General features: G+C 67.8%; 33 protein-coding genes. 31 read left to right on the top strand and 2 right to left on the bottom strand.

Translation table 11 applies throughout. The features are described from left to right. Positions 1-36: 36 nt before the first annotated feature. From rplV to glmM, 30 genes are all read left to right on the top strand, one after another. A complete protein-coding gene (gene rplV / locus IG86_RS0127140; RefSeq protein WP_007265904.1) occupies positions 37-384 on the top strand; it encodes a 50S ribosomal protein L22 in 348 nt (115 codons plus the stop codon). Further along, positions 384-1,223 (top strand): 30S ribosomal protein S3, encoded by an 840-nt coding sequence (gene rpsC / locus IG86_RS0127135; RefSeq protein WP_007265905.1) that lies wholly within the window; start codon positions 384-386, stop codon positions 1,221-1,223. Before rplV ends, rpsC begins: the two co-directional genes overlap by 1 nt. Before the next feature lie 5 nt (positions 1,224-1,228). Further along, on the top strand, positions 1,229-1,648 hold the full coding sequence (gene rplP, locus IG86_RS0127130) for a 50S ribosomal protein L16 (RefSeq protein ID WP_030653642.1): 420 nt from the start codon (positions 1,229-1,231) through the stop codon (positions 1,646-1,648). Continuing rightward, complete coding sequence (gene rpmC, locus IG86_RS0127125; protein WP_007265907.1) at positions 1,648-1,872, top strand: 50S ribosomal protein L29; 225 nt, start codon at positions 1,648-1,650, stop codon at positions 1,870-1,872. Before rplP ends, rpmC begins: the two co-directional genes overlap by 1 nt. Continuing rightward, on the top strand, positions 1,872-2,153 hold the full coding sequence (rpsQ, locus tag IG86_RS0127120; RefSeq protein ID WP_030008467.1) for a 30S ribosomal protein S17: 282 nt from the start codon (positions 1,872-1,874) through the stop codon (positions 2,151-2,153). The genes rpmC and rpsQ overlap by 1 nt, the downstream gene beginning before the upstream one ends. Before the next feature lie 101 nt (positions 2,154-2,254). Continuing rightward, positions 2,255-2,623: a 50S ribosomal protein L14 gene (gene rplN / locus IG86_RS0127115; RefSeq protein ID WP_003956455.1), complete on the top strand. Its 369-nt coding sequence runs from the start codon at positions 2,255-2,257 to the stop codon at positions 2,621-2,623. Between the two features lie 2 nt (positions 2,624-2,625). Continuing rightward, positions 2,626-2,937 carry a 50S ribosomal protein L24 gene (rplX, locus tag IG86_RS0127110; protein WP_030026329.1) on the top strand — a complete coding sequence of 104 codons (312 nt, stop codon included), beginning with the start codon at positions 2,626-2,628 and terminating at the stop codon, positions 2,935-2,937. Then, positions 2,937-3,488, top strand: coding sequence for a 50S ribosomal protein L5 (rplE, locus tag IG86_RS0127105; RefSeq protein ID WP_030026331.1), 552 nt, complete (start codon positions 2,937-2,939; stop codon positions 3,486-3,488). Before rplX ends, rplE begins: the two co-directional genes overlap by 1 nt. A gap of 5 nt (positions 3,489-3,493) precedes the next feature. After that, positions 3,494-3,679, top strand: coding sequence for a type Z 30S ribosomal protein S14 (locus IG86_RS0127100; RefSeq protein ID WP_003956452.1), 186 nt, complete (start codon positions 3,494-3,496; stop codon positions 3,677-3,679). Positions 3,680-3,899: 220 nt separating this feature from the next. Continuing rightward, positions 3,900-4,298, top strand: coding sequence for a 30S ribosomal protein S8 (gene rpsH / locus IG86_RS0127095; RefSeq protein WP_007265911.1), 399 nt, complete (start codon positions 3,900-3,902; stop codon positions 4,296-4,298). A 20-nt stretch (positions 4,299-4,318) separates the two neighbouring features. Beyond that, positions 4,319-4,858, top strand: coding sequence for a 50S ribosomal protein L6 (rplF, locus tag IG86_RS0127090; RefSeq protein WP_030653648.1), 540 nt, complete (start codon positions 4,319-4,321; stop codon positions 4,856-4,858). 2 nt (positions 4,859-4,860) lie between these two features. Further along, a complete protein-coding gene (gene rplR, locus IG86_RS0127085) occupies positions 4,861-5,244 on the top strand; it encodes a 50S ribosomal protein L18 (RefSeq protein WP_030008471.1) in 384 nt (127 codons plus the stop codon). 45 nt (positions 5,245-5,289) lie between these two features. After that, on the top strand, positions 5,290-5,892 hold the full coding sequence (gene rpsE / locus IG86_RS0127080; RefSeq protein WP_007265914.1) for a 30S ribosomal protein S5: 603 nt from the start codon (positions 5,290-5,292) through the stop codon (positions 5,890-5,892). Further along, positions 5,892-6,074: a 50S ribosomal protein L30 gene (gene rpmD, locus IG86_RS0127075; protein WP_005313525.1), complete on the top strand. Its 183-nt coding sequence runs from the start codon at positions 5,892-5,894 to the stop codon at positions 6,072-6,074. The genes rpsE and rpmD overlap by 1 nt, the downstream gene beginning before the upstream one ends. A 2-nt stretch (positions 6,075-6,076) precedes the next feature. Then, complete coding sequence (rplO, locus tag IG86_RS0127070) at positions 6,077-6,532, top strand: 50S ribosomal protein L15 (protein ID WP_030026337.1); 456 nt, start codon at positions 6,077-6,079, stop codon at positions 6,530-6,532. 187 nt (positions 6,533-6,719) lie between these two features. Next, positions 6,720-8,033 (top strand): preprotein translocase subunit SecY, encoded by a 1,314-nt coding sequence (gene secY / locus IG86_RS0127065; protein ID WP_030653651.1) that lies wholly within the window; start codon positions 6,720-6,722, stop codon positions 8,031-8,033. After that, a complete protein-coding gene (locus tag IG86_RS0127060; protein ID WP_030825929.1) occupies positions 8,033-8,680 on the top strand; it encodes an adenylate kinase in 648 nt (215 codons plus the stop codon). The genes secY and IG86_RS0127060 overlap by 1 nt, the downstream gene beginning before the upstream one ends. Positions 8,681-8,851: 171 nt before the next feature. Beyond that, on the top strand, positions 8,852-9,703 hold the full coding sequence (gene map / locus IG86_RS0127055; RefSeq protein ID WP_030653658.1) for a type I methionyl aminopeptidase: 852 nt from the start codon (positions 8,852-8,854) through the stop codon (positions 9,701-9,703). Between the two features lie 138 nt (positions 9,704-9,841). Further along, a complete protein-coding gene (gene infA / locus IG86_RS0127050; protein ID WP_003956442.1) occupies positions 9,842-10,063 on the top strand; it encodes a translation initiation factor IF-1 in 222 nt (73 codons plus the stop codon). Positions 10,064-10,136: 73 nt separating this feature from the next. Further along, the gene (gene rpmJ / locus IG86_RS0127045; protein ID WP_003956441.1) at positions 10,137-10,250 is read left to right on the top strand and encodes a 50S ribosomal protein L36; all 114 of its coding nucleotides are present in this window, start codon (positions 10,137-10,139) and stop codon (positions 10,248-10,250) included. Positions 10,251-10,450: 200 nt separating this feature from the next. Continuing rightward, on the top strand, positions 10,451-10,831 hold the full coding sequence (gene rpsM / locus IG86_RS0127040) for a 30S ribosomal protein S13 (protein ID WP_007265919.1): 381 nt from the start codon (positions 10,451-10,453) through the stop codon (positions 10,829-10,831). A 54-nt stretch (positions 10,832-10,885) separates the two neighbouring features. Then, on the top strand, positions 10,886-11,290 hold the full coding sequence (gene rpsK, locus IG86_RS0127035; RefSeq protein ID WP_003956432.1) for a 30S ribosomal protein S11: 405 nt from the start codon (positions 10,886-10,888) through the stop codon (positions 11,288-11,290). A gap of 148 nt (positions 11,291-11,438) precedes the next feature. Next, a complete protein-coding gene (locus IG86_RS0127030) occupies positions 11,439-12,461 on the top strand; it encodes a DNA-directed RNA polymerase subunit alpha (RefSeq protein ID WP_007265920.1) in 1,023 nt (340 codons plus the stop codon). Positions 12,462-12,565: 104 nt separating this feature from the next. Continuing rightward, a complete protein-coding gene (gene rplQ / locus IG86_RS0127025) occupies positions 12,566-13,039 on the top strand; it encodes a 50S ribosomal protein L17 (RefSeq protein WP_030653663.1) in 474 nt (157 codons plus the stop codon). A gap of 112 nt (positions 13,040-13,151) precedes the next feature. Continuing rightward, on the top strand, positions 13,152-14,003 hold the full coding sequence (truA, locus tag IG86_RS0127020; RefSeq protein ID WP_030900336.1) for a tRNA pseudouridine(38-40) synthase TruA: 852 nt from the start codon (positions 13,152-13,154) through the stop codon (positions 14,001-14,003). Between the two features lie 53 nt (positions 14,004-14,056). Beyond that, entirely contained in the window at positions 14,057-15,676 is a 1,620-nt protein-coding gene (locus IG86_RS0127015; protein WP_030900334.1) for an ABC-F family ATP-binding cassette domain-containing protein, read from the top strand. Positions 15,677-15,694: 18 nt separating this feature from the next. After that, positions 15,695-16,978 (top strand): glycosyltransferase family 87 protein, encoded by a 1,284-nt coding sequence (locus IG86_RS0127010; RefSeq protein ID WP_030900332.1) that lies wholly within the window; start codon positions 15,695-15,697, stop codon positions 16,976-16,978. 243 nt (positions 16,979-17,221) lie between these two features. Beyond that, positions 17,222-17,665, top strand: a complete 444-nt coding sequence (gene rplM / locus IG86_RS0127005; protein WP_030031260.1) for a 50S ribosomal protein L13 — start codon at positions 17,222-17,224, stop codon at positions 17,663-17,665. A 42-nt stretch (positions 17,666-17,707) separates the two neighbouring features. After that, positions 17,708-18,223, top strand: a complete 516-nt coding sequence (gene rpsI / locus IG86_RS0127000; RefSeq protein ID WP_030773858.1) for a 30S ribosomal protein S9 — start codon at positions 17,708-17,710, stop codon at positions 18,221-18,223. Positions 18,224-18,358: 135 nt separating this feature from the next. Then, positions 18,359-19,717, top strand: coding sequence for a phosphoglucosamine mutase (gene glmM, locus IG86_RS0126995; protein ID WP_030825920.1), 1,359 nt, complete (start codon positions 18,359-18,361; stop codon positions 19,715-19,717). A gap of 13 nt (positions 19,718-19,730) precedes the next feature. Here glmM and IG86_RS0126990 read toward each other — a convergent pair whose 3' ends face one another. Then, positions 19,731-20,702, bottom strand: coding sequence for a DUF389 domain-containing protein (locus IG86_RS0126990; protein ID WP_030825919.1), 972 nt, complete (start codon positions 20,700-20,702; stop codon positions 19,731-19,733). Between the two features lie 16 nt (positions 20,703-20,718). Continuing rightward, complete coding sequence (gene coaA, locus IG86_RS0126985) at positions 20,719-21,768, bottom strand: type I pantothenate kinase (RefSeq protein ID WP_030825916.1); 1,050 nt, start codon at positions 21,766-21,768, stop codon at positions 20,719-20,721. 262 nt (positions 21,769-22,030) lie between these two features. Between coaA and IG86_RS0126980 the strand changes: the two genes are divergently transcribed. Then, positions 22,031-22,801 (top strand): hypothetical protein, encoded by a 771-nt coding sequence (locus tag IG86_RS0126980; protein WP_030825913.1) that lies wholly within the window; start codon positions 22,031-22,033, stop codon positions 22,799-22,801. The last annotated feature ends 100 nt before the right edge of the window (positions 22,802-22,901 follow it).

Below are 22,901 nucleotides of genomic sequence, written 5' to 3'. Positions count from 1 at the left end.
GTGGTTACGACTATGACTTACACCGAAGGGACAACCATGGAAGCCAGGGCCCAGGCGCGGTACATCCGCGTCACGCCCATGAAGGCCCGCCGCGTGGTGGACCTTATCCGTGGCATGGATGCCACGGAGGCTCAGGCGGTCCTGCGTTTCGCCCCGCAGGCCGCGAGCGTGCCGGTCGGCAAGGTGCTGGACAGCGCCATTGCCAACGCCGCACACAACTACAACCACCCGGACGCCTCCACGCTGGTCATCAGCGAGGCGTACGTGGACGAGGGCCCGACCCTGAAGCGGTTCCGTCCGCGTGCCCAGGGCCGTGCCTACCGGATCCGCAAGCGGACCAGCCACATCACCGTGGTCGTCAGCAGCAAGGAAGGTTCCCGGTAATGGGCCAGAAGGTAAACCCGCACGGGTTCCGGCTCGGCATCACCACCGACTTCAAGTCGCGTTGGTACGCCGACAAGCTGTACAAGGACTACGTCAAGGAAGACGTCGCCATCCGTCGGATGATGACGTCCGGCATGGAGCGCGCCGGCATCTCGAAGGTTGAGATCGAGCGCACCCGTGACCGCGTGCGTGTGGACATCCACACCGCTCGTCCGGGCATCGTCATCGGCCGCCGTGGCGCCGAGGCCGACCGCATCCGCGGTGACCTCGAGAAGCTCACGGGCAAGCAGGTCCAGCTGAACATCCTCGAGGTCAAGAACCCCGAGCTCGACGCTCAGCTGGTTGCTCAGGCCGTTGCCGAGCAGCTCTCCTCCCGCGTCTCCTTCCGTCGCGCCATGCGTAAGAGCATGCAGGGCACGATGAAGGCCGGCGCCAAGGGCATCAAGATCCAGTGTGGCGGCCGTCTCGGCGGCGCCGAGATGTCCCGCTCCGAGTTCTACCGCGAGGGTCGTGTGCCGCTGCACACGCTGCGCGCGAACGTGGACTACGGCTTCTTCGAGGCCAAGACCACCTTCGGCCGTATCGGCGTGAAGGTCTGGATCTACAAGGGCGACGTCAAGAACATCGCCGAGGTTCGCGCCGAGAACGCTGCGGCCCGTGCGGGTAACCGCCCGGCCCGTGGTGCCGGCGCTGGCGACCGTCCCGCCGGCCGTGGTGGCCGTGGTGGCGAGCGCGGCGGCCGTGGTGGCCGCAAGCCGCAGCAGGCTGCTGGTGCCGAGGCCCCCAAGGCCGACGCTCCCGCCGCCGCTCCGGCCGAGAGCACCGGAACGGAGGCCTGACCGACATGCTGATCCCTCGTAGGGTCAAGCACCGCAAGCAGCACCACCCGAAGCGCCGCGGTATGGCCAAGGGCGGTACTGAGGTCTCGTTCGGCGAGTACGGCATCCAGGCGCTCACCCCCGCCTACGTGACGAACCGCCAGATCGAGGCGGCTCGTATCGCGATGACCCGCCACATCAAGCGTGGCGGCAAGGTCTGGATCAACATCTACCCGGACCGTCCGCTGACGAAGAAGCCTGCCGAGACCCGCATGGGTTCCGGTAAGGGTTCCCCGGAGTGGTGGATCGCGAACGTGCACCCGGGCCGGGTCATGTTCGAGCTGTCCTACCCGAACGAAAAGATTGCGCGTGAGGCCCTCACTCGTGCGGCCCACAAGCTGCCGATGAAGTGCCGGATCGTCAAGCGCGAGGCAGGTGAGTCGTGATGGCGACGGGAACCAAGGCGTCCGAGCTCCGCGAGCTCGGCAACGAGGAGCTCGTTGCCAAGCTGCGCGAGGCCAAGGAGGAGCTGTTCAAGCTCCGTTTCCAGGCGGCCACCGGCCAGCTGGAGAACAACGGCCGGCTCAAGTCCGTCCGTAAGGACATCGCTCGCATCTACACCCTGATGCACGAGCGTGAGCTCGGTATCGAGACGGTGGAGAACGCCTGATGAGCGAGAACAACGTGACTGAGAAGACCGAGCGCGGCTTCCGCAAGACCCGTGAGGGTCTGGTCGTCAGCGACAAGATGGACAAGACCGTCGTCGTCGCCGTCGAGGACCGCGTCAAGCACGCGCTGTACGGCAAGGTCATCCGCCGTACGAACAAGCTCAAGGCTCACGACGAGCAGAACGCTGCCGGCGTCGGCGACCGCGTCCTCATCATGGAGACGCGTCCGCTGTCGGCGAGCAAGCGCTGGCGCATCGTCGAGATCCTCGAGAAGGCCAAGTAAGCACCTGAGGGGTTTCCCTTAGGTTCGTTCCGCCAGGCTCGGTGGGGGCTCCGCACTAGCGCGGCCCCCGCCGGGAACCGGCAGACAAACAGGAGATAGACGTGATCCAGCAGGAGTCGCGACTGCGTGTCGCCGACAACACTGGTGCCAAGGAGATCCTTTGCATCCGTGTTCTCGGTGGCTCCGGTCGCCGCTACGCGGGCATCGGTGACGTCATCGTCGCCACCGTCAAGGACGCGATCCCCGGTGGCAACGTGAAGAAGGGTGACGTCGTCAAGGCGGTCATCGTTCGCACCGTCAAGGAGCGCCGCCGCCAGGACGGCTCGTACATCCGCTTCGACGAGAACGCCGCCGTCATTCTGAAGAACGACGGCGACCCTCGCGGCACCCGTATCTTCGGCCCCGTCGGCCGTGAGCTGCGCGAGAAGAAGTTCATGAAGATCATCTCGCTCGCGCCGGAGGTGCTGTAAGCATGAAGATCAAGAAGGGCGACCTGGTACAGGTCATCACCGGTAAGGACAAGGGCAAGCAGGGCAAGGTCATCGTCGCCTTCCCCGCCGAGAACCGCGTCCTGGTCGAGGGTGTCAACCGGGTCAAGAAGCACACCAAGGCTGGCCAGAACCAGGCCGGTGGCATCGTGATCACCGAGGCTCCGGTCCACGTGTCCAACGTCCAGCTGGTCGTGGAGAAGGACGGCAAGAAGGTCGTCACCCGCGTCGGTTACCGCTTCGACGACGAGGGCAACAAGATCCGCGTTGCCAAGCGCACGGGTGAGGACATCTGATGGCTACCACTCCGCGTCTGAAGACGAAGTACCGCGAGGAGATCGCGGGCAAGCTGCGTGAGGAGTTCTCCTACGAGAACGTCATGCAGATCCCCGGCCTCGTCAAGATCGTCGTGAACATGGGTGTCGGCGACGCCGCCCGTGACTCGAAGCTGATCGACGGCGCCATCCGCGACCTGACGACGATCACCGGTCAGAAGCCGGCCGTCACGAAGGCCCGCAAGTCCATCGCGCAGTTCAAGCTGCGTGAGGGTCAGCCGATCGGCTGCCACGTCACCCTCCGTGGTGACCGCATGTGGGAGTTCCTGGACCGTACGCTGTCGCTCGCGCTGCCGCGTATCCGTGACTTCCGTGGTCTGTCGCCGAAGCAGTTCGACGGCCGTGGCAACTACACCTTCGGTCTCACGGAGCAGGTCATGTTCCACGAGATCGACCAGGACAAGATCGACCGTACCCGGGGTATGGACATCACCGTGGTCACCACGGCGACCAACGACGCTGAGGGCCGCGCGCTCCTTCGTCACCTCGGCTTCCCCTTCAAGGAGGCGTAAGCGAGATGGCGAAGAAGGCTCTCATCGCGAAGGCTGCCCGTAAGCCCAAGTTCGGTGTGCGTGCGTACACCCGCTGCCAGCGCTGCGGTCGCCCCCACTCCGTGTACCGCAAGTTCGGCCTCTGCCGCGTGTGCCTCCGTGAGATGGCTCACCGTGGCGAGCTGCCGGGCGTGACCAAGAGCTCCTGGTAATCCCCACGCCCTTTGGGTGTTGAGGTTTTCCAGACGCTCTCGGTAAGCATCAGGTCGGCGGACCGCCCTGCCCACATGCCGTAGGCTTGTGGGGTTGGGCGTCCGCCGCCCTATCGACTTACTACGCCGTAGGTCCCCGTGCCGCACCCGTCCCGCCACTGAGTGGGGAGAGGGATGGCGCATACAGGAAACCCCGGCGAGAGAGGCCGAAGGCCACTTCATGACCATGACTGACCCCATCGCAGACATGCTCACGCGTCTGCGTAACGCTAACTCGGCGTACCACGACACCGTCGTGATGCCGCACAGCAAGATCAAGTCGCACATCGCGGAGATCCTCAAGCAGGAGGGTTTCATCACCGGCTGGAAGGTCGAGGACGCCGAGGTCGGCAAGAACCTCGTCCTCGAGCTGAAGTTCGGGCCGAACCGTGAGCGCTCCATCGCGGGCATCAAGCGGATCTCGAAGCCCGGTCTGCGCGTGTACGCGAAGTCCACCAACCTGCCGAAGGTCCTCGGCGGCCTGGGCGTGGCGATCATCTCCACGTCCCACGGTCTCCTGACCGGCCAGCAGGCAGGCAAGAAGGGCGTAGGTGGGGAAGTCCTCGCCTACGTCTGGTAGTCGGGAACGGAGGAAAAGCAATGTCGCGAATCGGCAAGCTCCCCATCCAGGTTCCCGCCGGTGTGGACGTCACCATCGATGGCCAGACGGTCAACGTGAAGGGCCCCAAGGGTTCCCTCGCGCACACCGTTAAGGCGCCCATCGCAGTTGTCAAGGACGAGGACGGCGTTCTGAACGTCACCCGTCCGAACGACGAGCGTCAGAACAAGGCCCTGCACGGCCTGTCCCGCACGCTGGTGGCGAACATGATCACCGGTGTGACCACGGGATACGTCAAGGCTCTCGAGATCAGCGGTGTCGGTTACCGCGTGGCCGCGAAGGGCTCCAACCTGGAGTTCCAGCTCGGCTACAGCCACCCGATCCTGGTGGAGGCGCCCGAGGGCATCTCCTTCAAGGTCGAGTCGCCGACCAAGTTCTCGGTCGAGGGCATCGACAAGCAGAAGGTCGGCGAGGTCGCCGCCAACATCCGCAAGCTGCGGAAGCCCGACCCGTACAAGGCCAAGGGTGTCAAGTACGCCGGCGAGGTCATCCGCCGCAAGGTCGGAAAGGCTGGTAAGTAGCCATGGCATACGGTGTGAAGATCGCCAAGGGCGACGCGTACAAGCGCGCTGCCAAGGCTCGCCGCCACATCCGCATCCGCAAGAACGTCTCGGGTACGGCGGAGCGTCCGCGCCTCGTCGTGACGCGTTCCAACCGCAACATCGTTGCTCAGGTCATCGACGACCTCCAGGGCCACACCCTGGCGTCGGCGTCGACCCTGGACGCTTCGATCCGCGGTGGCGAAGGCGACAAGAGCTCCCAGGCCCAGGCCGTCGGCGCGCTCGTCGCCGAGCGTGCCAAGGCCGCGGGTGTCGAGACCGTCGTCTTTGACCGCGGTGGCAACCGATACGCCGGGCGCATTGCCGCTCTGGCTGACGCCGCCCGCGAAGCCGGGCTGAAGTTCTAAGCCCCGGTTCCGGGACTCACGGACGTAACAGAGAGAGGTAATCCAATGGCTGGACCCCAGCGCCGCGGAAGCGGTGCCGGTGGCGGCGAGCGGCGGGACCGGAAGGGTCGCGACGGTGGCGCTGCCGCCGAGAAGACCGCTTACGTTGAGCGCGTTGTCGCGATCAACCGTGTCGCCAAGGTTGTCAAGGGTGGTCGTCGCTTCAGCTTCACCGCGCTCGTCGTGGTGGGTGACGGTGACGGCACCGTAGGTGTCGGTTACGGCAAGGCCAAGGAAGTTCCCGCGGCCATCGCCAAGGGCGTCGAGGAAGCCAAGAAGAACTTCTTCAAGGTTCCCCGCATCCAGGGCACCATCCCGCACCCGATCCAGGGCGAGAAGGCGGCCGGCGTTGTCCTGCTGAAGCCTGCTTCCCCCGGTACCGGTGTTATCGCCGGTGGCCCGGTGCGCGCCGTTCTGGAGTGCGCCGGCGTTCACGACATCCTGTCGAAGTCGCTCGGCTCCGACAACGCGATCAACATCGTGCACGCGACCGTGGAGGCCCTCAAGGGCCTGCAGCGTCCCGAGGAGATCGCGGCTCGCCGTGGTCTGCCCCTCGAGGACGTCGCTCCCGCGGCTCTTCTCCGTGCGCGCGCTGGGGCGGGTGTCTGATGGCCCGCCTCAAGATCACGCAGACGAAGTCGTACATCGGCAGCAAGCAGAACCACCGCGACACGCTGCGTTCGCTCGGGCTCAAGCGCCTGAACGACGTCGTCGTCAAGGAGGACCGCCCCGAGTTCCGCGGAATGGTTCACACCGTCCGCCACCTCGTGACGGTTGAGGAGGTTGACTAATCATGGCTGAGAACAGCCCGCTGAAGGCCCACAACCTCCGTCCCGCCCCCGGTGCCAAGACCGCGAAGACCCGTGTGGGTCGCGGTGAGGCGTCGAAGGGTAAGACGGCCGGTCGTGGTACGAAGGGCCAGAAGGCCCGTTACCAGATCCCGCAGCGCTTCGAGGGTGGGCAGATGCCCCTCCACATGCGCCTGCCGAAGCTCAAGGGCTTCAAGAACCCGTTCCGCACCGAGTTCCAGGTTGTCAACCTGGACAAGCTCGGCGCTCTCTACCCCGAGGGTGGAGAAGTCACGGTGGCCGACCTGGTCGCCAAGGGCGCGGTTCGCAAGAACAGCCTCGTCAAGGTCCTGGGCCAGGGCGAGCTCTCCGTGGCGCTGCAGGTTTCGGTTGACGCCGTTTCCGCCTCCGCCAAGGAGAAGATCACCGCTGCCGGCGGTACCGTCACCGAGCTCGTCTAAGACGATTTCAGTGGCTGAATAGCTCAAAACCCGACCGGGGATGCCTCACATATGGGGCATCCCCGGTTGGTCGTTCCACGGGGGGCACACTCGCCGGTAAGGTGGCGTGCACCATTGCTTTGTCGTATACGTCGATCCCTCAGACCGTCACCTCTGACGCAGTAGCGCGGGGGTCGCAGGAGGCACCGTGCTCACCGCGTTCGCCCGGGCGTTCAAGACGCCCGACCTGCGCAAGAAGCTGCTCTTCACGCTCGGCATCATCGTGCTGTTCCGGCTCGGGTCTCATGTCCCCGTCCCCGGCGTGAGCTACAAGAACGTACAGATCTGCGTGGAACAGGCCGGAAGCAGCAATGGTCTGTTCGGCCTCGTCAACATGTTCAGCGGCGGTGCGCTGCTGCAGATCACGATCTTTGCGCTCGGCATCATGCCGTACATCACGGCGAGCATCATTCTGCAGCTGCTGACCGTGGTCATCCCGAAGCTGGAGACCCTCAAGAAAGAGGGCCAGTCCGGCACGGCGAAGATCACTCAGTACACGCGCTATCTGACGGTCGCGCTCGCGATCCTCCAGGGCACCGGCCTCGTCGCCACCGCCCGTACCGGCGCCCTGTTCCAGGGTTGCCAGGTCGCCAGCCAGATCGTTCCCGACCGGTCGATCTTCACCACGGTCGTCATGGTGGTCACCATGACCGCCGGTACCTGCGTCGTCATGTGGCTCGGTGAGCTCATCACCGACCGCGGCATCGGCAACGGCATGTCGATCCTCATGTTCATCTCGATCGCCGCCGGCTTCATCGGCGCCCTCTGGCAGATCAAGCTCCAGGGCAAGATCGCCGACGGCTGGGTCGAGTTCGGCGTCGTCATGCTGGTCGGCCTCGCGATGGTCGGCCTGGTGGTCTTCGTCGAGCAGGCGCAGCGCCGGATCCCGGTCCAGTACGCGAAGCGCATGATCGGCCGCCGTGCCTACGGCGGTACCTCTACCTACATCCCGCTCAAGGTGAACCAGGCGGGCATCATCCCCGTCATCTTCGCCTCGTCGCTGCTCTACATCCCGGCGCTGGTCGTGCAGTTCAGCGGTTCCACCGCGGGCTGGGCCAACTGGATCCAGAAGCACTTCGTCAAGGGCGACCACCCGTACTACATCGCGGCCTACTTCCTCCTGATCGTTTTCTTCGCGTTCTTCTACGTGGCGATCTCGTTCAACCCCGAGGAAGTTGCAGACAACATGAAGAAGTATGGTGGGTTCATCCCGGGTATCCGTGCCGGTCGACCCACCGCCGAGTACCTGAGCTACGTGCTCAACCGGATCACCTGGCCGGGGTCGCTGTACCTGGGTCTCATCGCTCTTGTGCCGACGATGGCGTTGGCCGGCTTCGGAGCGAACCAGAACTTCCCGTTCGGCGGGACGAGCATCCTGATCATCGTGGGTGTGGGTCTGGAAACCGTGAAGCAGATCGAGAGCCAGCTCCAGCAGCGTAATTACGAAGGGTTCCTCCGCTGATGCGAATCGTCCTCGTCGGACCGCCCGGTGCGGGCAAGGGAACGCAGGCCGCGTTCCTTGCCAAGAACCTGTCGATCCCGCACATCTCCACGGGCGACCTGTTCCGGGCCAACATCAGCCAGGGCACCGAGCTGGGCAAGCAGGCGAAGGCGTTCATGGACGCCGGCGACCTGGTGCCCGACGAGGTGACCATCGGCATGGCGAAGGACCGGATGGAGCAGCCCGACGCCGCGGGCGGCTTCCTGCTCGACGGCTTCCCGCGCAACGTCTCGCAGGCCGAGGCGCTCGACGTGATGCTCCAGGCCGAGGGCATGAAGCTCGACGCCGTCCTCGACCTGGAGGTCGAGGAGGACGAGGTCGTCAAGCGCATCGCCGGTCGCCGGATCTGCCGCAACGACTCCTCGCACGTCTTCCACGTGACGTACGCCCCGCCGAAGGCCGAGGGTGTCTGCGACACCTGCGGCGGCGAGCTGTACCAGCGCGGTGACGACTCGGAGGCGACGGTCCGCAACCGGCTGGAGGTCTACCACACGCAGACCGAGCCGATCATCGACTACTACAAGGCCCAGGGCCTGCTGGTGACCATCCCGGCCCTCGGTGAGGTGTCGGACGTCACGAAGCGCGCCATGGACGCTCTCAAGAAGTAGTCACCCCCTTGCTGTGCAGGCACGGCCGCGGTGTCCCCTCGGGGCACCGCGGCCGTCTGCGTGACGCGCCGCGGCACGACATCAGCCAATAATTGAGCAACCACAGCGGACAGCGACCACGTCCGCGAGAGCGGCGGCGGTCCAGCCGCAGAAGACGGAAGGCACGCCCACATGGTGCAGATCAAGACCCCCGAGCAGATCGCGAAGATGCGCGAGGCGGGGCTGGTCGTCGCCGCGATCCATGCGGCGACCCGTGAGGCGGCCGTGCCGGGCGCCACGACGCGGGATCTGGACATGGTGGCCCGCAAGGTCATCGCGGACGCCGGGGCGAAGTCGAACTTCCTCGGCTACGGCGGTTTCCCCGCGACGATCTGCACCTCGGTCAACGAGGTCGTCGTCCACGGCATCCCGGACGACAAGACCGTCCTCAAGGACGGCGACATCATCTCCATCGACGCCGGCGCGATCGTGGACGGCTGGCACGGCGACGCGGCGTACACCGCCTTCGTCGGCACCGGTCACGCGCCCGAGCTCGTGGAGCTCTCCCGGGTGACGGAGGAGTCGATGTGGGCCGGCATCGCCGCGATGAAGCTGGGCAACCGCCTCGTGGACATCTCCAAGGCGATCGAGACGTACATCAAGCGCCAGCCCCGCCCCTCCACCGGTGAGCACAGCCTCGGCAAGTTCGGGATCATCGAGGACTACGGCGGCCACGGCATCGGGTCCGAGATGCACATGGACCCCCACCTGCTGAACTACGTCTCGCGCAAGCGGGGCAAGGGCATCAAGCTCGTTCCGGGCGTCTGCCTGGCGATCGAGCCGATGGTCTCCCTGGGCACCGCCCAGACGGAGGTCCTCTCGGACGACTGGACGGTCATCACGACGGACGGCACCTGGTCCTCGCACTGGGAGCACTCCATCGCGCTGACGGAGGCCGGTCCGATCGTCCTGACCAGCCCGGACTGCGGCAAGGCGAAGCTGGCGGAGTACGGGGTCACCACGGCCCCGGACCCCCTCGGTTAATGATCTAGACTCTGGGGCAAACTTTCCGGATTCGTCTTTCTGGGTGCCCTGACGTAGACTGACTCGTCGGCTCTCGTGCACTTCCATGCCTGCATGGCGCACGGGGCCGATCAAGGTAGCCGATTCGAAAGGCGAAGCGTGGCCAAGAAGCAAGGTGCCATCGAAATCGAGGGCACCGTGATCGAGTCCCTCCCGAACGCCATGTTCAAGGTGGAACTCCAGAACGGTCACAAGGTCCTCGCGCACATCAGCGGGAAGATGCGCATGCACTACATCCGCATCCTGCCCGATGACCGGGTCGTTGTGGAGCTCTCTCCGTACGACCTGACGCGTGGCCGGATCGTCTACCGATACAAGTAGATCTTGCTCTCACTCCTGCCTGGGCGTCCGTCCCGGTGCGGGTGGTGGCACTGACCCGGAGAACCTCACCAACATGAAGGTCAAGCCGAGCGTCAAGAAGATCTGCGACAAGTGCAAGGTGATCCGCCGTCACGGCCGGGTCATGGTCATCTGCGACAACCTGCGCCACAAGCAGCGCCAGGGCTGACGCACGCCGACCGACCTGCCTTAACGCAGTTCTTCGCGCGACGTAAGAAAACGTACATACGCAGAACCCGCCCAGCCCGGCAAAGGGCCGGCGGCACCTCCGGCGGGGGCCGGGGACCCGGACGTACCATCACCCGACACGGGTGGTCGGCGGTCGGGATCGGTTCTGTGGAAGACCCCCGAACACACAGGAGCCATTGAATGGCACGCGTTTCCGGTGTTGACATCCCGCGCGAAAAGCGTGTGGAGATCGCACTCACCTACGTCTTCGGTATCGGGCGCACCCGGTCCAAGGAGATCCTCGCCTCCACCGGCGTGAACCCGAACACCCGCGTTCGTGACCTGGCCGAAGAGGACCTCGTCAAGATCCGCGAGTACGTGGACGCCAACCTCCGTACCGAGGGTGACCTCCGCCGCGAGATCCAGGGCGACATCCGCCGCAAGATCGAGATCCAGTGCTACCAGGGCATCCGCCACCGTCGCGGCCTCCCGGTGCACGGTCAGCGCACCAGCACGAACGCGCGTACCCGCAAGGGCCCGCGTCGCGCGATCGCCGGTAAGAAGAAGCCGGGCAAGAAGTAGTCCTGTTCAGCGGTCTTGCGCTGTAGGACCGACCACCTCCCGTAGGAGATTTAGATGCCCCCCAAGGGTCGTCAGGGCGCTGCCAAGAAGGTGCGCCGCAAGGAAAAGAAGAACGTCGCTCACGGGCACGCCCACATCAAGAGCACGTTCAACAACACCATCGTTTCGATCACGGACCCGTCCGGCAACGTGATCTCCTGGGCCTCCGCCGGCCACGTCGGCTTCAAGGGCTCGCGCAAGTCCACCCCCTTCGCCGCGCAGATGGCCGCCGAGTCGGCCGCCCGTCGCGCGCAGGAGCACGGCATGCGCAAGGTCGACGTCTTCGTCAAGGGTCCCGGCTCCGGCCGTGAGACCGCGATCCGCTCCCTCCAGGCCACCGGCCTCGAGGTCGGCTCGATCCAGGACGTCACCCCCACCCCGCACAACGGCTGCCGCCCGCCGAAGCGCCGCCGCGTCTGACGCAGCGGACGCACCTGTGCGTTCTTGAGTGTCCGGGCGGTACGACCCCTTCGGGGGACGTACCGCCCGTACCCTTGCAGTAGCCGTACCCCGGTACGGCCCCGTCGGGCGTCAAATAGTGGGCGTCCACGAATGAAGGAACACAGACATGCTTATCGCTCAGCGTCCGTCGCTGACCGAAGAGGTCGTTGACGAGTACCGCTCGCGCTTCGTGATCGAGCCGCTGGAGCCGGGCTTCGGCTACACCCTCGGCAACTCCCTGCGCCGTACCCTCCTGTCCTCCATCCCGGGTGCCGCTGTCACCAGCATCCGCGTGGACGGCGTCCTGCACGAGTTCACCACCGTGCCGGGCGTCAAGGAAGACGTCACGGACATCATCCTCAACATCAAGCAGCTGGTCGTCTCCTCGGAGCACGACGAGCCGGTCGTGATGTACCTGCGCAAGCAGGGTCCCGGCCTGGTCACCGCTGCCGACATCGCGCCCCCGGCCGGTGTCGAGGTGCACAACCCGGACCTCGTCCTCGCCACGCTCAACGGCAAGGGCAAGCTGGAGATGGAGCTGACCGTCGAGCGCGGTCGCGGCTACGTCTCCGCCGTCCAGAACAAGCAGCTGGGCCAGGAGATCGGCCGCATCCCGGTCGACTCCATCTACAGCCCGGTCCTCAAGGTCACCTACAAGGTCGAGGCGACCCGAGTCGAGCAGCGCACCGACTTCGACAAGCTGATCGTCGACGTCGAGACCAAGCAGGCCATGCGCCCGCGCGACGCCATGGCGTCCGCCGGCAAGACCCTGGTCGAGCTGTTCGGTCTGGCCCGCGAGCTCAACATCGACGCCGAGGGCATCGACATGGGCCCGTCCCCGACGGACGCCGCCCTGGCCGCCGACCTGGCGCTGCCGATCGAGGAGCTGGAGCTCACCGTTCGGTCGTACAACTGCCTCAAGCGCGAGGGCATCCACTCCGTGGGTGAGCTCGTCGCCCGCTCCGAGGCCGACCTGCTCGACATCCGCAACTTCGGTGCGAAGTCGATCGACGAGGTCAAGGCGAAGCTGGCCGGCATGGGCCTGGCCCTCAAGGACAGCCCGCCCGGATTCGACCCGACCGCCGCCGCCGACGCCTTCGGCGCCGACGACGACGCGGACGCCGGTTTCGTCGAGACCGAGCAGTACTGAGAAAGCTTGTGGGGGGCTCGCGCCCCCCACACCCCCTCTCGCGACCGCTTGAGGGAACTGACACCGGTACCTGACACGGCCGGTGCAGATTTGAAGGAGTAACAATGCCGCGTCCCGCAAAGGGTGCCCGCCTGGGCGGCTCCGCCGCACACGAGAAGCACCTGCTCGCGAACCTCGCGAAGGCGCTCTTCGAGCACGGCCGCATCACCACCACCGAGGCCAAGGCCCGCCGCCTGCGTCCCTACGCCGAGCGTCTGGTCACCAAGGCCAAGAAGGGCGACATCCACAACCGTCGCCTGGTGCTGCAGACGATCACGGACAAGAGCATCGTGCACACGCTGTTCACCGAGATCGCCCCGCGCTACGAGAACCGCCCCGGTGGTTACACGCGCATCACCAAGATCGGCAACCGTCGTGGCGACAACGCCCCGATGGCCGTGATCGAGCTGGTCGAGGCCCTGACGGTCGCCCAGCAGGCCACCGGTGAGGCCGAGGCCGCCACGAAGCGCGCGGTCAAGGAGGCGGAGGCCAAGGCCGAGGCCACCGAGACCGAGGTCGAGGAGACCAAGGAGGCCTGATCCCGCTACGGGATCGAGCTTGCTTGATCGGCTCTGAACGGGCCCGCCCCTTCCCGGGGCGGGCCCGTTCTGCATTTCCTGTGGTCAAAGGCCTTCTGAGAGGATCGGTCACGTGAGTGACGAGGTGGAACCCGGGCACGTCCGGGTACGGCTGGACCTGAGCTACGACGGCAAGGACTTCTCCGGCTGGGCGAAGCAGCGCACGCTGCGGACCGTCCAGGGAGAGCTGGAGAGCGCCCTGCAGACCGTGATGCGGCTGAAGGAGCCGGTCGAGCTGACCGTGGCCGGGCGTACGGACGCGGGCGTGCACGCCCGCGGGCAGGTCGCGCAGTTCGACCTCGCCGAGGAGGTCTGGGCCGAGCACGGCGCCCTGCTGCTGCGCCGCCTCGCCGGCCGCCTGCCGCACGACGTACGGGTGTGGAAGGTCGCCGAGGCCCCCGAGGGCTTCAACGCGCGCTTCTCCGCCATCTGGCGCCGCTACGCCTACCGCGTCGGCGACCACCAGGGGGGCGTGGACCCGCTGCGCCGCGGCCACGTGCTCTGGCACCAGTGGCCCCTCGACGTGGACGCCATGAACGAGGCGGCCACCGCGCTGCTGGGCGAGCACGACTTCGCCGCCTACTGCAAGAAGCGCGAGGGCGCCACGACCATCCGCACGCTCCAGCAGCTCAGCTGGGAGCGCGCCGAGGACGGCATCGTCACCGCGACCGTCCGCGCCGACGCCTTCTGCCACAACATGGTCCGCTCCCTCGTGGGCGCCCTGCTGCACGTCGGAGACGGCCACCGGCCCACCGACTGGCCCGGCAAGGTGCTGGCGGCCGGCGTACGGGACTCCTCGGTGCACGTGGTCAAGCCGCACGGGCTGACCCTGGAGGAGGTCGGCTACCCGGCCGACGAGCTGCTGGCCGCCCGCAGCAGGGAAGCCCGCAACATGCGGACCCTGCCGGGAGCCGGCTGCTGCTGAGCCGCCGCCAAATCGTTTGGGCGTATCGCGCGCCGACCTGGACAATGCCCGGCATGGGACATCTCGAAGCCAGCCACCTGGAGTACTACCTTCCCGACGGCCGGGTGCTGCTCCCCGACGTCTCCTTCCGCGTGGGGGAGGGGGCGGTGGTCGCCCTGGTCGGGGCGAACGGCGCCGGCAAGACCACCCTCCTGAAGCTGATCTCCGGGGAGCTCCAGCCGCACGGCGGCGGCGTGACCATCAGCGGCGGGCTCGGGGTCATGTCCCAGTTCGTGGGCTCCGTACGCGACGAGACGACCGTACGGGACCTGCTGGTCTCGGTGTCCCAGCCGCGGATCCGGGAGGCCGCGAAGGCCGTCGACCGCGCCGAGCACCTGATCATGACGGTGGACGACGAGGCCGCGCAGATGGCCTACGCCCAGGCCCTCAGCGACTGGGCCGACGTACAGGGCTACGAGGCGGAGACCCTGTGGGACGTGTGCACGACGGCCGCCCTGGCCATCCCGTACGACTCCGCCCAGTTCCGCGAGGTGCGCACGCTCTCCGGCGGTGAGCAGAAGCGGCTCGTGCTGGAGGCGCTGCTGCGCGGGCCGGACGAGGTGCTGCTGCTCGACGAGCCGGACAACTACCTCGACGTCCCGGGCAAGCGGTGGCTGGAGGAGCAGCTGAAGGCGACCCGCAAGACGGTCCTCTTCGTCTCCCACGACCGGGAGCTGCTGACCCAGGCCGCCGAGAAGATCATCAGCCTGGAGGCGAGCCCGACCGGCTCGGACGTCTGGGTGCACGGCGCGGGCTTCGGCACCTACCACGAGGCCCGCAAGGAGCGCTTCGCCCGCTTCGAGGAGCTCAAGCGGCGCTGGGACGAGGAGCACGCCCGGCTCAAGGCCCTGGTGCTGCGGCTGCGCAACCAGGCCGCGAGCAGCCCCGACATGGCCTCGCGCTACCACGCGATGCAGACCCGCTTCAAGAAGTTCGAGGAGGCCGGCCCGCCGCCGGAGCCGCCGCGCGAGCAGGACATCAAGATGCGGCTCAAGGGCGGCCGTACGGGCGTGCGCGCGCTGACCGTGGAGAACCTGGAGCTCACCGGGCTGATGAAGCCGTTCTCCCTTGAGGTCTTCTACGGGGAGCGGGTCGCGGTGCTCGGCTCGAACGGCTCGGGCAAGTCGCACTTCCTGCGGCTGCTGGCGGGCGAGGACGTCAAGCACACCGGCGACTGGAAGCTGGGCGCACGGGTGGTTCCCGGCCATTTCGCGCAGACCCACGCCCACCCGGAGCTGTTCGGCCGCACCCTCGTCGAGATCCTGTGGACGGAGGCGGCCAAGCCCCTGGGGCAGGCGATGGGGGCCCTGCGCCGCTACGAGCTGGAGCGCCAGGCCGAGCAGCCCTTCGAGAAGCTCTCGGGCGGCCAGCAGGCGCGTTTCCAGATCCTGCTGCTGGAGCTGGCGGGCACCACGGCGCTCCTGCTGGACGAGCCCACGGACAACCTGGACCTGGAGTCCGCGGAGGCCCTCCAGGACGGCCTGGAGTCCTACGACGGGACCGTGCTGTGCGTCACCCACGACCGCTGGTTCGCGCGCACATTTGACCGTTACCTGGTCTTCGGTTCGGACGGTGTTGTGCGGGAGACTCAGGAGCCCGTCTGGGACGAACGCAGGGTCGAGCGCAAGCGCTGATGGTGAGGGAGGGGCGTCGTGGGCCTGAGGCCTGGCATCTGGCTCATGAGGTGGGAGGCGCTGAGGTCCGGGAACCGGCTCGTCGACCGGCTGCTGCGGCCGGCCCCCCGGTCCTGGCGCGTGCTCTCCCTCGCGGTGCTCCTCGGGATCTGCGTCTCCACGAGCCTGCGGGCGAACTGGGGCTCGGACAACGCCTTCGTCGTCAAGGCGGCGCAGACGCTGCTGGAGGGCGGGTCGCCGTACGAGGACAAGCGCTTCCTCTACCTGCCCAGTGCCGTGGTCATGGCGGTACCGGAGGCGCTGGTCCCGCGCGGGGTGCTGCGCTGGATCCTGCCGGTCGGGATGTCGGGGCTGCTGGGCATCGGCTGGATGGCCGCCCTGCGGCTGTTCTCGGTGCCGCTGCGCTCGCGCTTCGCGGTCGGCGGTCTCGCCGTGTTCGCCCTGGCCTACAAGCCGTACGTGAACCTGGTGCTGATCGGCAACTGGACGGCCATCTCGGCGGCCGCGCTGCCCGTGGCGCTGCTGCTCGCGCACCGGCGGTCGTGGGGGACGGCCGGGCTGGTGGTCGGGCTGGCCATCGCCTGCAAGCCGATGCTGGTGCCGATCGGGCTGCTCTTCCTGCTGGCCCGGCAGTGGCGGGGGCTGGCCGCGGCGGTGCTGGTGCCGCTGGGGATCTCGCTGGCCGGGGCGCTGATGATGCCGAGCCCGTCGCTGTTCTTCACCAAGACCCTGCCGTTCCTGCTCCAGGGGCAGGACGCGTACGCGCTGCCCTGGGACGCCTCGCCGATAGCGGTGCTGCCGCGGCTGGGGGTGCCGCAGCCGCTGGCGGTGCTGGTGGCCTTCGCGGGGGCCGCGGCCGGGCTGTGGGCGGCCTGGGCGCGGTGGCGGCGTACGGATCGGGACGGCGACGGCGGTGAGCTGCGTCTCGTGGAGACCGCCTGCATGGTGATGCTCGCCGCATTCCTGGTGTCGCGGCCGTCCTTCGACCACTACCTCCTCGTGGTGCTGCCGCTGCTGCTCGCCTCGGTGGTGCGACCTGGCTCGACGGCCCGTTCTCCCTGGTTCTGGCTGGCCCTGACACCGCAGCTGGCCCTGGTCCCGTGGCCCTCCGAGCTGGCCCACAAGCGACGCGCCTTCAAGGACTGCGCCACCCTGTGCGGGCTCGCGATTGTGCTGGCGCGTCGTGCACTGCGCTCCGGTCGGGTTATTCTGGAGCCCGTAACAACTGCGGGGTCCCCACCCAGGACCGAACCGGAGTGCGCCGCGACGCCAGCAGAATCGGCATCGCGGACCGCGTTTTGACCCGTACGGGTCTGCTTGGGTATCCTGCTGGTTTGTTATGCGTATTGGCTTTCTCATTCTCACGTGAAAGGGCCTTACGCCGGTCCACCGGACCGATGACCAGCAGTTGGCCGTTCACACGGGTTGCGTCCCCGAAGTGAACGTGGGCTGTCGTGATCGTCCGTGGTGACCCTGTCAGGACCCTTCCCGCTGGGCTTTGCGCCCTATGGGATGACCCACCACTGAAGAAGCGAAGGCATACGCGTGCGTACGTACAGCCCCAAGCCCGGCGACATCTCGCGCCAGTGGCTCGTCATCGACGCCCAGGACGTCGTCCTCGGCCGTCTGGCGACCCAGGCCGCTGCCCTCCTCAAGGGCAAGCACAAGCCGACCTATGCCCCCCACATGGACATGGGCGACTTCGTCGTCATCATCAACGCCGACAAGGTTCACCTGTCCGGCAACAAGGCCTCCCAGAAGATGGCGTACCGCCACTCCGGTTTCCCGGGCGGTCTGCGCGCCGTGCGTTACGACGACCTCCTGGCGAACAACCCGGAGAAGGCCGTCGAGAAGGCCGTCAAGGGCATGCTCCCCAAGAACACCCTGGGCCGTCAGATGCTCTCGAAGCTGAAGGTCTACTCGGGCGACCAGCACCCCCACGCTGCCCAGCAGCCGGTGCCGTTCGAGATCACCCAGGTCGCGCAGTAGTTCCGGCCACCCCCTAAGACACAGAGAATTCTGAGGAGCATCGTGGCCGAGACCACCGCCGAGACCCCCGTCGACGAGTTCGAGGGCGTCGAGGAGTACACCACCGAGTCTGAGGTCGTCGTCGAGGGCGACTACACCTCCGAGTCCCTTGCCGGTCGCTTCGGCGACCCCCAGCCGGCCGCCGGCCTGGGCCGTCGCAAGAACGCCATCGCCCGCGTCCGGATCGTTCCGGGCACCGGCAAGTGGAAGATCAACGGTCGCACCCTTGAGGACTACTTCCCCAACAAGGTGCACCAGCAGGAAGTCAACGAGCCCTTCAAGCTCCTGGAGCTCGACGGCCGCTACGACGTCATCGCCCGCATCTCGGGTGGCGGCGTCTCCGGCCAGGCCGGCGCCCTGCGCCTCGGTGTGGCCCGCGCGCTGAACGAGGCGGACGTGGACAACAACCGCCCGGCGCTGAAGAAGGCCGGCTTCCTCTCCCGCGACGACCGTGCGGTCGAGCGCAAGAAGGCCGGTCTCAAGAAGGCCCGTAAGGCTCCGCAGTACAGCAAGCGTTAATCTGCGCCTGCTGTTCTGCAACGAAACCGCCCCGGCAGCACTCTCTGTGCTGTCGGGGCGGTTCGTTTACCGCCACAAGCGGCAAATACCTGACACAAGCGGTCATACGCGAAGCGCAAACTCGGGAGGACAACAGTGGGACGACTCTTCGGGACGGACGGTGTACGCGGCGTCGCCAACGCGGATCTGACGGCGGAGCTCGCGCTCGGCCTCTCCGTGGCGGCTGCCCACGTACTCGCCGAGGCGGGCACCTTCGAAGGCCACCGGGCGACCGCCGTGGTCGGCCGGGACCCCCGGGCCTCCGGTGAATTCCTCGAGGCCGCGGTCGTGGCCGGCCTCGCGAGCGCGGGCGTGGACGTCCTGCGCGTCGGTGTGCTGCCCACCCCGGCGGTGGCGTATCTCACCGGTGCGCTGGGTGCCGACCTCGGCGTGATGCTCTCCGCCAGCCACAACGCCATGCCCGACAACGGCATCAAGTTCTTCGCCCGCGGCGGCCACAAGCTCGCCGACGAGCTGGAGGACCGCATCGAGTCGACCTACGAGGAGCACCGCACCGGCGCCCCCTGGGACCGGCCCACCGGCTCCGGTGTCGGCCGCGTCTCGGACTACACCGAGGGCTTCGAGAAGTACGTCTCCCACCTCATCGGCGTCCTCCCCAACCGTCTCGACGGCCTGAAGATCGTCCTGGACGAGGCGCACGGCGCGGCCGCCTACGTCTCGCCGGAGGCGTTCGCCCGGGCCGGCGCGGAGATCGTCACGATCGGCGCCGAGCCGGACGGCCTGAACATCAACGACGGCTGCGGCTCCACCCACCTCGGCCTGCTGAAGGCGGCCGTGGTCGAGCACGGCGCCGACTTCGGCATCGCGCACGACGGCGACGCGGACCGCTGCCTGGCCGTGGACGGCAGCGGCGCCGAGGTCGACGGCGACCAGATCCTCGCGGTGCTGGCGCTGGCCATGCGCGAGGCCGGCCAGCTGCGCGAGAACACCGTGGTCGGCACCGTCATGTCCAACCTGGGCTTCAAGCTGGCCATGGAGGGCGAGGGCATCCACGTCGTCCAGACCGGGGTCGGCGACCGGTACGTGCTGGAGTCGATGAAGGAGCACGGCTACGCGCTCGGCGGCGAGCAGTCCGGCCACGTGATCATCCTCGACCACGCGACCACCGGCGACGGCACGCTGACCGGCCTGCTGCTCGCGGCGCGGGTCGCGGCCACCGGCAAGTCGCTGGCCGAGCTGGCGGGCGTCATGCAGCGGCTGCCGCAGGTCCTGGTCAACGTCCCCGACGTGGACAAGTCCCGGGTGACGACCTCGGCCGAGCTGGCGGTTGCGGTGACCGACGCCGAGCGCGAGCTGGGCACCACCGGCCGGGTGCTGCTGCGCTCGTCCGGTACGGAGCCGCTCGTGCGGGTGATGGTCGAGGCCGCCGACATCGAGCAGGCCCGCGCGGTCGCCGGCCGGCTCGCGGACGCCGTGAAGTCGGCGCTCGGCTAGCTCCTGCGCGGAGCTAGATTCCGCCGCCAGGCCTGTGTGGCGCACCCGGTTTCCGGATCATCCGGTTCTGCTGGGTGCGCCACAGCAGTTTCCAGGCGATCAGGGTGAGCGTGCCCGAGAGGATGATGCCGCCGAGGTTGAGCGCCAGCTGGATGCCGGAGCCCCACATCTGGCCGAGGTCGCCGTAGCTGAGGGCCACGGCGGCGTTGGCGGCCGCCGGGACCGTGGTGACGGAGATCGCCACGCCGACCAGGGCGCCGGCCTTCGCCGACGTGAGCGACAGCATGCCGGCCACGCCGGCGAGCAGCGCCACGACGAACGAGAACGGGTCGGGCTGCCAGATGAAGCTGGTGTTCGGCCGTTCGTTCTCGAGCAGGTGCTCGTGGAAGAGGCCCAGCGCGTCCATGGCCAGACTGAAGACCGTCGTCGCCACGATCGCCGCCGTGAAGCCGACCGCCAGCGCGACGAACGAGCGCCAGGCGAGTCCGGGCCTGCGCTGCACCAGACCGGTGCAGACGCCGGCGAGCGGGCCGAACTCGGGGCCGACCGCCATCGCGCCCACGATCAGCACGGCGTTGTCGAGCACGACACCGCACGCCGCGATCATCGTCGCCAGGATCATGAAGGCGGCGTAGGTGATGGTGAGGGTGGAGTCCTCGTGCGTCGATTCGGCGAGCTGCTCCCAGACCACCGCGTCGGCGGCCTCGCCCGGTGCCTCCTCCTCCGCCTCGTCGGCGCGCCGGGAGATCGACAGGTCGATGTTCTCGACGGCGATGGAACCGCTCTTGTCGATGCCGAGTCCGCGCAGGTCCTGGAGCAGCTCGTCGGCCGACTCGCGGGCGACGTCGCAGAGCACGAGGTCGCCCGCCGGGTCGCGGGCGGCGCCCGGGAGGACGACCAGGTGGGTGGTGCCGACCGTCCGGTCGATCAGCTCCACCACCTGCTCGGTGAGGTGGTGCGGGGTGATCATCCGCAGATGCAGCATGCCCGCACCCTAACCACTACAGCTTGCGCAGGCTCAGCTTCTGCACCTTGTGGTCCGGGCCCTTGCGGACGACGAGGGTGGCACGCCCGCGGGTGGGCGCCACGTTCTCCAGCAGGTTGGGCCTGTTGATCGTCCGCCACATCGTCTGCGCGTACTCCATGGCCTCCTCCTCGGAGACCTGCGTGTACTTGCGGAAGTACGAGAAGGGGTTCTGGAAGGCGGTCTCGCGCAGCTTGCGGAAGCGGTTGAGGTACCACCGCTCGATGTCCTCGGCGCGGGCGTCCACGTACACGCTGAAGTCGAAATAGTCGGCGAGGGCGACGCGGGTCCGGCCGTCGGTGCCGGGCAGCGCCGGCTGGAGCACGTTGAGGCCCTCGACGATGAGGATGTCCGGGCGGCGTACGACGAGCTCCTCGCCCGGCACGATGTCGTAGATCAGGTGCGAGTAGACCGGGGCCCGCACCTCGTCCTTGCCGGCCTTGATGTCGGCGACGAAGCGGGTGAGCGCGCGGCGGTCGTAGGACTCGGGGAAGCCCTTGCGGGAGGTGAGCCCGCGCCGCTGGAGCTCCTTCATCGGGTACAGGAAGCCGTCGGTGGTCACCAGCTCCACCCGCGGGTGCTCGGGCCAGCGGGCGAGCAGGGCCTGCAGCAGACGGGCCACCGTGGACTTGCCGACGGCGACCGAACCGGCCACCCCTATGACGAAGGGGGTGCCGGATTGCGCGCCGTGGCCGTTGCCGGCGTCGCCGAGGAAGGTGTTGAGGGTTCCGCGCAGGTTGCTGGTGGCGCCGACGTAGAGGTTCAGCAGGCGCGAGAGCGGCAGGTAGACGTCGCGGACCTCGTCGAGGTCGATGACGTCGCCCAGGCCGCGCAGGCGCTCCACCTCGTCGGCGGTGAGCGGCAGCGGCGTCCGCTCGCGCAGGGCGCTCCACTCGGCCCGGGTGAGGTCGACGTACGGCGAGGCCTCGGGGCCGCGGCGGTGCGCGGCGCGCGGGGGCTGACCCTCCCGGCCGGTGTGCTCCGTTGCACCCGCGGGCGTGTTGCTTCGTGGCGGCGAAGTGATCACACCGCCATTGTCGGGGCTCGGGGGCCGTCGTGGGTGGTGGGGTCGGTCACGTGGCCGGGGGGTGGACGGCCGGGGTGGTCTCGATTCGGCGCGTCACCGGTCTCGCCCAGGTCACGATCGGCCGGGAACGGCGCGTTCGGGTGAGTCGCTGTCGGCGGGGCCGCGTACATTTCTGATCATCGTGGTCCGGCGCGCACCTGGGGAGGGGCGTCGTCCGAGGCCGTTCCACCGCTTTCGTTTCACCCAATGGGGGAGATTTTCCGTGCGCAGCAGTCTGATCCGTCGTTCCGTCCTGTCCGCCTCCGCCGTCTCGCTGGCCCTGCTGGCCACCGCCTGCGGCTCCGACAAGGCGGACACCAAGGCGGACGCCAAGCCGTCGGCCCCCGCCTCCTCGCAGGCCGCGCCCGCGGCCAAGGGCAAGACGGACGCCGAGGCCACGGCCCTGGTCGTCACCCAGGCCGATCTGCCGGACCAGATCGTCTCCGCCGAGGGCGCGGCGAAGGCCGCCACCGAATCGGCCGGGGCCACGGTCGACAAGGCCGAGTGCAAGCCGCTGATGCAGGCCCAGTCGGGCCAGAAGGTGGGCACCGCGACCGGCATCGGCCGTACGACGACCAAGGCCAAGCCGAAGGAGGCGGCCGCCGACGCCTCGCCCGAGGACAAGCTGAAGGCGGGCCTGGAGGCGCTCGGCGCCACCCAGACGCTGGTCAGCGTCGGCTCGTACGACGCGAAGGGCGCCGAGGAGGCGTTCGCCGCCCTCAAGACGGCTGCAGCGGCCTGCTCCGGCGGCTACACGGTCACCGAGGGCGGCGAGAAGGTGAAGTACCTCGACGTCAAGCCGGGTGCCGCTGTCACCGCCGGGGACGAGGCCGCGGCCTTCACCCTGACCATGGACCTGGACGACGGCGAGAAGTCCGCCAACCACTTCGTCATCGTGCGCAAGGGCAACGCGCTGGCCACCTTCTACGCCTTCGGCGTGACGGCGGAGCAGCCCAAGACCGTGATCGACGCACAGGTCAAGAAGCTCGGCTGAGTCCGGCCGTCGAACAGACCGTCAACCCCGCCCCGGCGTATGCGCCGAGGCGGGGTTTTCGTCTTGTTCGGCTACGGGGCACACGGCCGACCACGGCGTA

This window comes from Streptomyces virginiae (genome assembly GCF_000720455.1).
Classification (GTDB): Bacteria; Actinomycetota; Actinomycetes; order Streptomycetales; family Streptomycetaceae; genus Streptomyces; species Streptomyces virginiae.
The sequence above is the reverse complement of the archived record's forward strand: the minus strand, read 5'-3'. Positions and strand labels throughout refer to the sequence as shown.

Coding starts and splice junctions, on each gene's coding strand:
- rpsH (WP_007265911.1), top strand. CDS start 3,900: ATGACCATGACTGACCCCATCGCAGACATGCTCACGCGTCTGCGTAAC.
- rplX (WP_030026329.1), top strand. CDS start 2,626: ATGAAGATCAAGAAGGGCGACCTGGTACAGGTCATCACCGGTAAGGAC.
- map (WP_030653658.1), top strand. CDS start 8,852: ATGGTGCAGATCAAGACCCCCGAGCAGATCGCGAAGATGCGCGAGGCG.
- rpmD (WP_005313525.1), top strand. CDS start 5,892: ATGGCCCGCCTCAAGATCACGCAGACGAAGTCGTACATCGGCAGCAAG.
- rpsE (WP_007265914.1), top strand. CDS start 5,290: ATGGCTGGACCCCAGCGCCGCGGAAGCGGTGCCGGTGGCGGCGAGCGG.
- rplP (WP_030653642.1), top strand. CDS start 1,229: ATGCTGATCCCTCGTAGGGTCAAGCACCGCAAGCAGCACCACCCGAAG.
- IG86_RS0127015 (WP_030900334.1), top strand. CDS start 14,057: ATGGGACATCTCGAAGCCAGCCACCTGGAGTACTACCTTCCCGACGGC.
- rplQ (WP_030653663.1), top strand. CDS start 12,566: ATGCCGCGTCCCGCAAAGGGTGCCCGCCTGGGCGGCTCCGCCGCACAC.
- IG86_RS0127100 (WP_003956452.1), top strand. CDS start 3,494: ATGGCGAAGAAGGCTCTCATCGCGAAGGCTGCCCGTAAGCCCAAGTTC.
- rplV (WP_007265904.1), top strand. CDS start 37: ATGGAAGCCAGGGCCCAGGCGCGGTACATCCGCGTCACGCCCATGAAG.
- rpsM (WP_007265919.1), top strand. CDS start 10,451: ATGGCACGCGTTTCCGGTGTTGACATCCCGCGCGAAAAGCGTGTGGAG.
- IG86_RS0127060 (WP_030825929.1), top strand. CDS start 8,033: ATGCGAATCGTCCTCGTCGGACCGCCCGGTGCGGGCAAGGGAACGCAG.
- rpmC (WP_007265907.1), top strand. CDS start 1,648: ATGGCGACGGGAACCAAGGCGTCCGAGCTCCGCGAGCTCGGCAACGAG.
- IG86_RS0126990 (WP_030825919.1), bottom strand. CDS start 20,702: ATGCTGCATCTGCGGATGATCACCCCGCACCACCTCACCGAGCAGGTG.
- rpsK (WP_003956432.1), top strand. CDS start 10,886: ATGCCCCCCAAGGGTCGTCAGGGCGCTGCCAAGAAGGTGCGCCGCAAG.
- rpmJ (WP_003956441.1), top strand. CDS start 10,137: ATGAAGGTCAAGCCGAGCGTCAAGAAGATCTGCGACAAGTGCAAGGTG.
- rplE (WP_030026331.1), top strand. CDS start 2,937: ATGGCTACCACTCCGCGTCTGAAGACGAAGTACCGCGAGGAGATCGCG.
- rplO (WP_030026337.1), top strand. CDS start 6,077: ATGGCTGAGAACAGCCCGCTGAAGGCCCACAACCTCCGTCCCGCCCCC.
- rplR (WP_030008471.1), top strand. CDS start 4,861: ATGGCATACGGTGTGAAGATCGCCAAGGGCGACGCGTACAAGCGCGCT.
- rpsC (WP_007265905.1), top strand. CDS start 384: ATGGGCCAGAAGGTAAACCCGCACGGGTTCCGGCTCGGCATCACCACC.
- rplF (WP_030653648.1), top strand. CDS start 4,319: ATGTCGCGAATCGGCAAGCTCCCCATCCAGGTTCCCGCCGGTGTGGAC.
- rpsQ (WP_030008467.1), top strand. CDS start 1,872: ATGAGCGAGAACAACGTGACTGAGAAGACCGAGCGCGGCTTCCGCAAG.
- IG86_RS0127030 (WP_007265920.1), top strand. CDS start 11,439: ATGCTTATCGCTCAGCGTCCGTCGCTGACCGAAGAGGTCGTTGACGAG.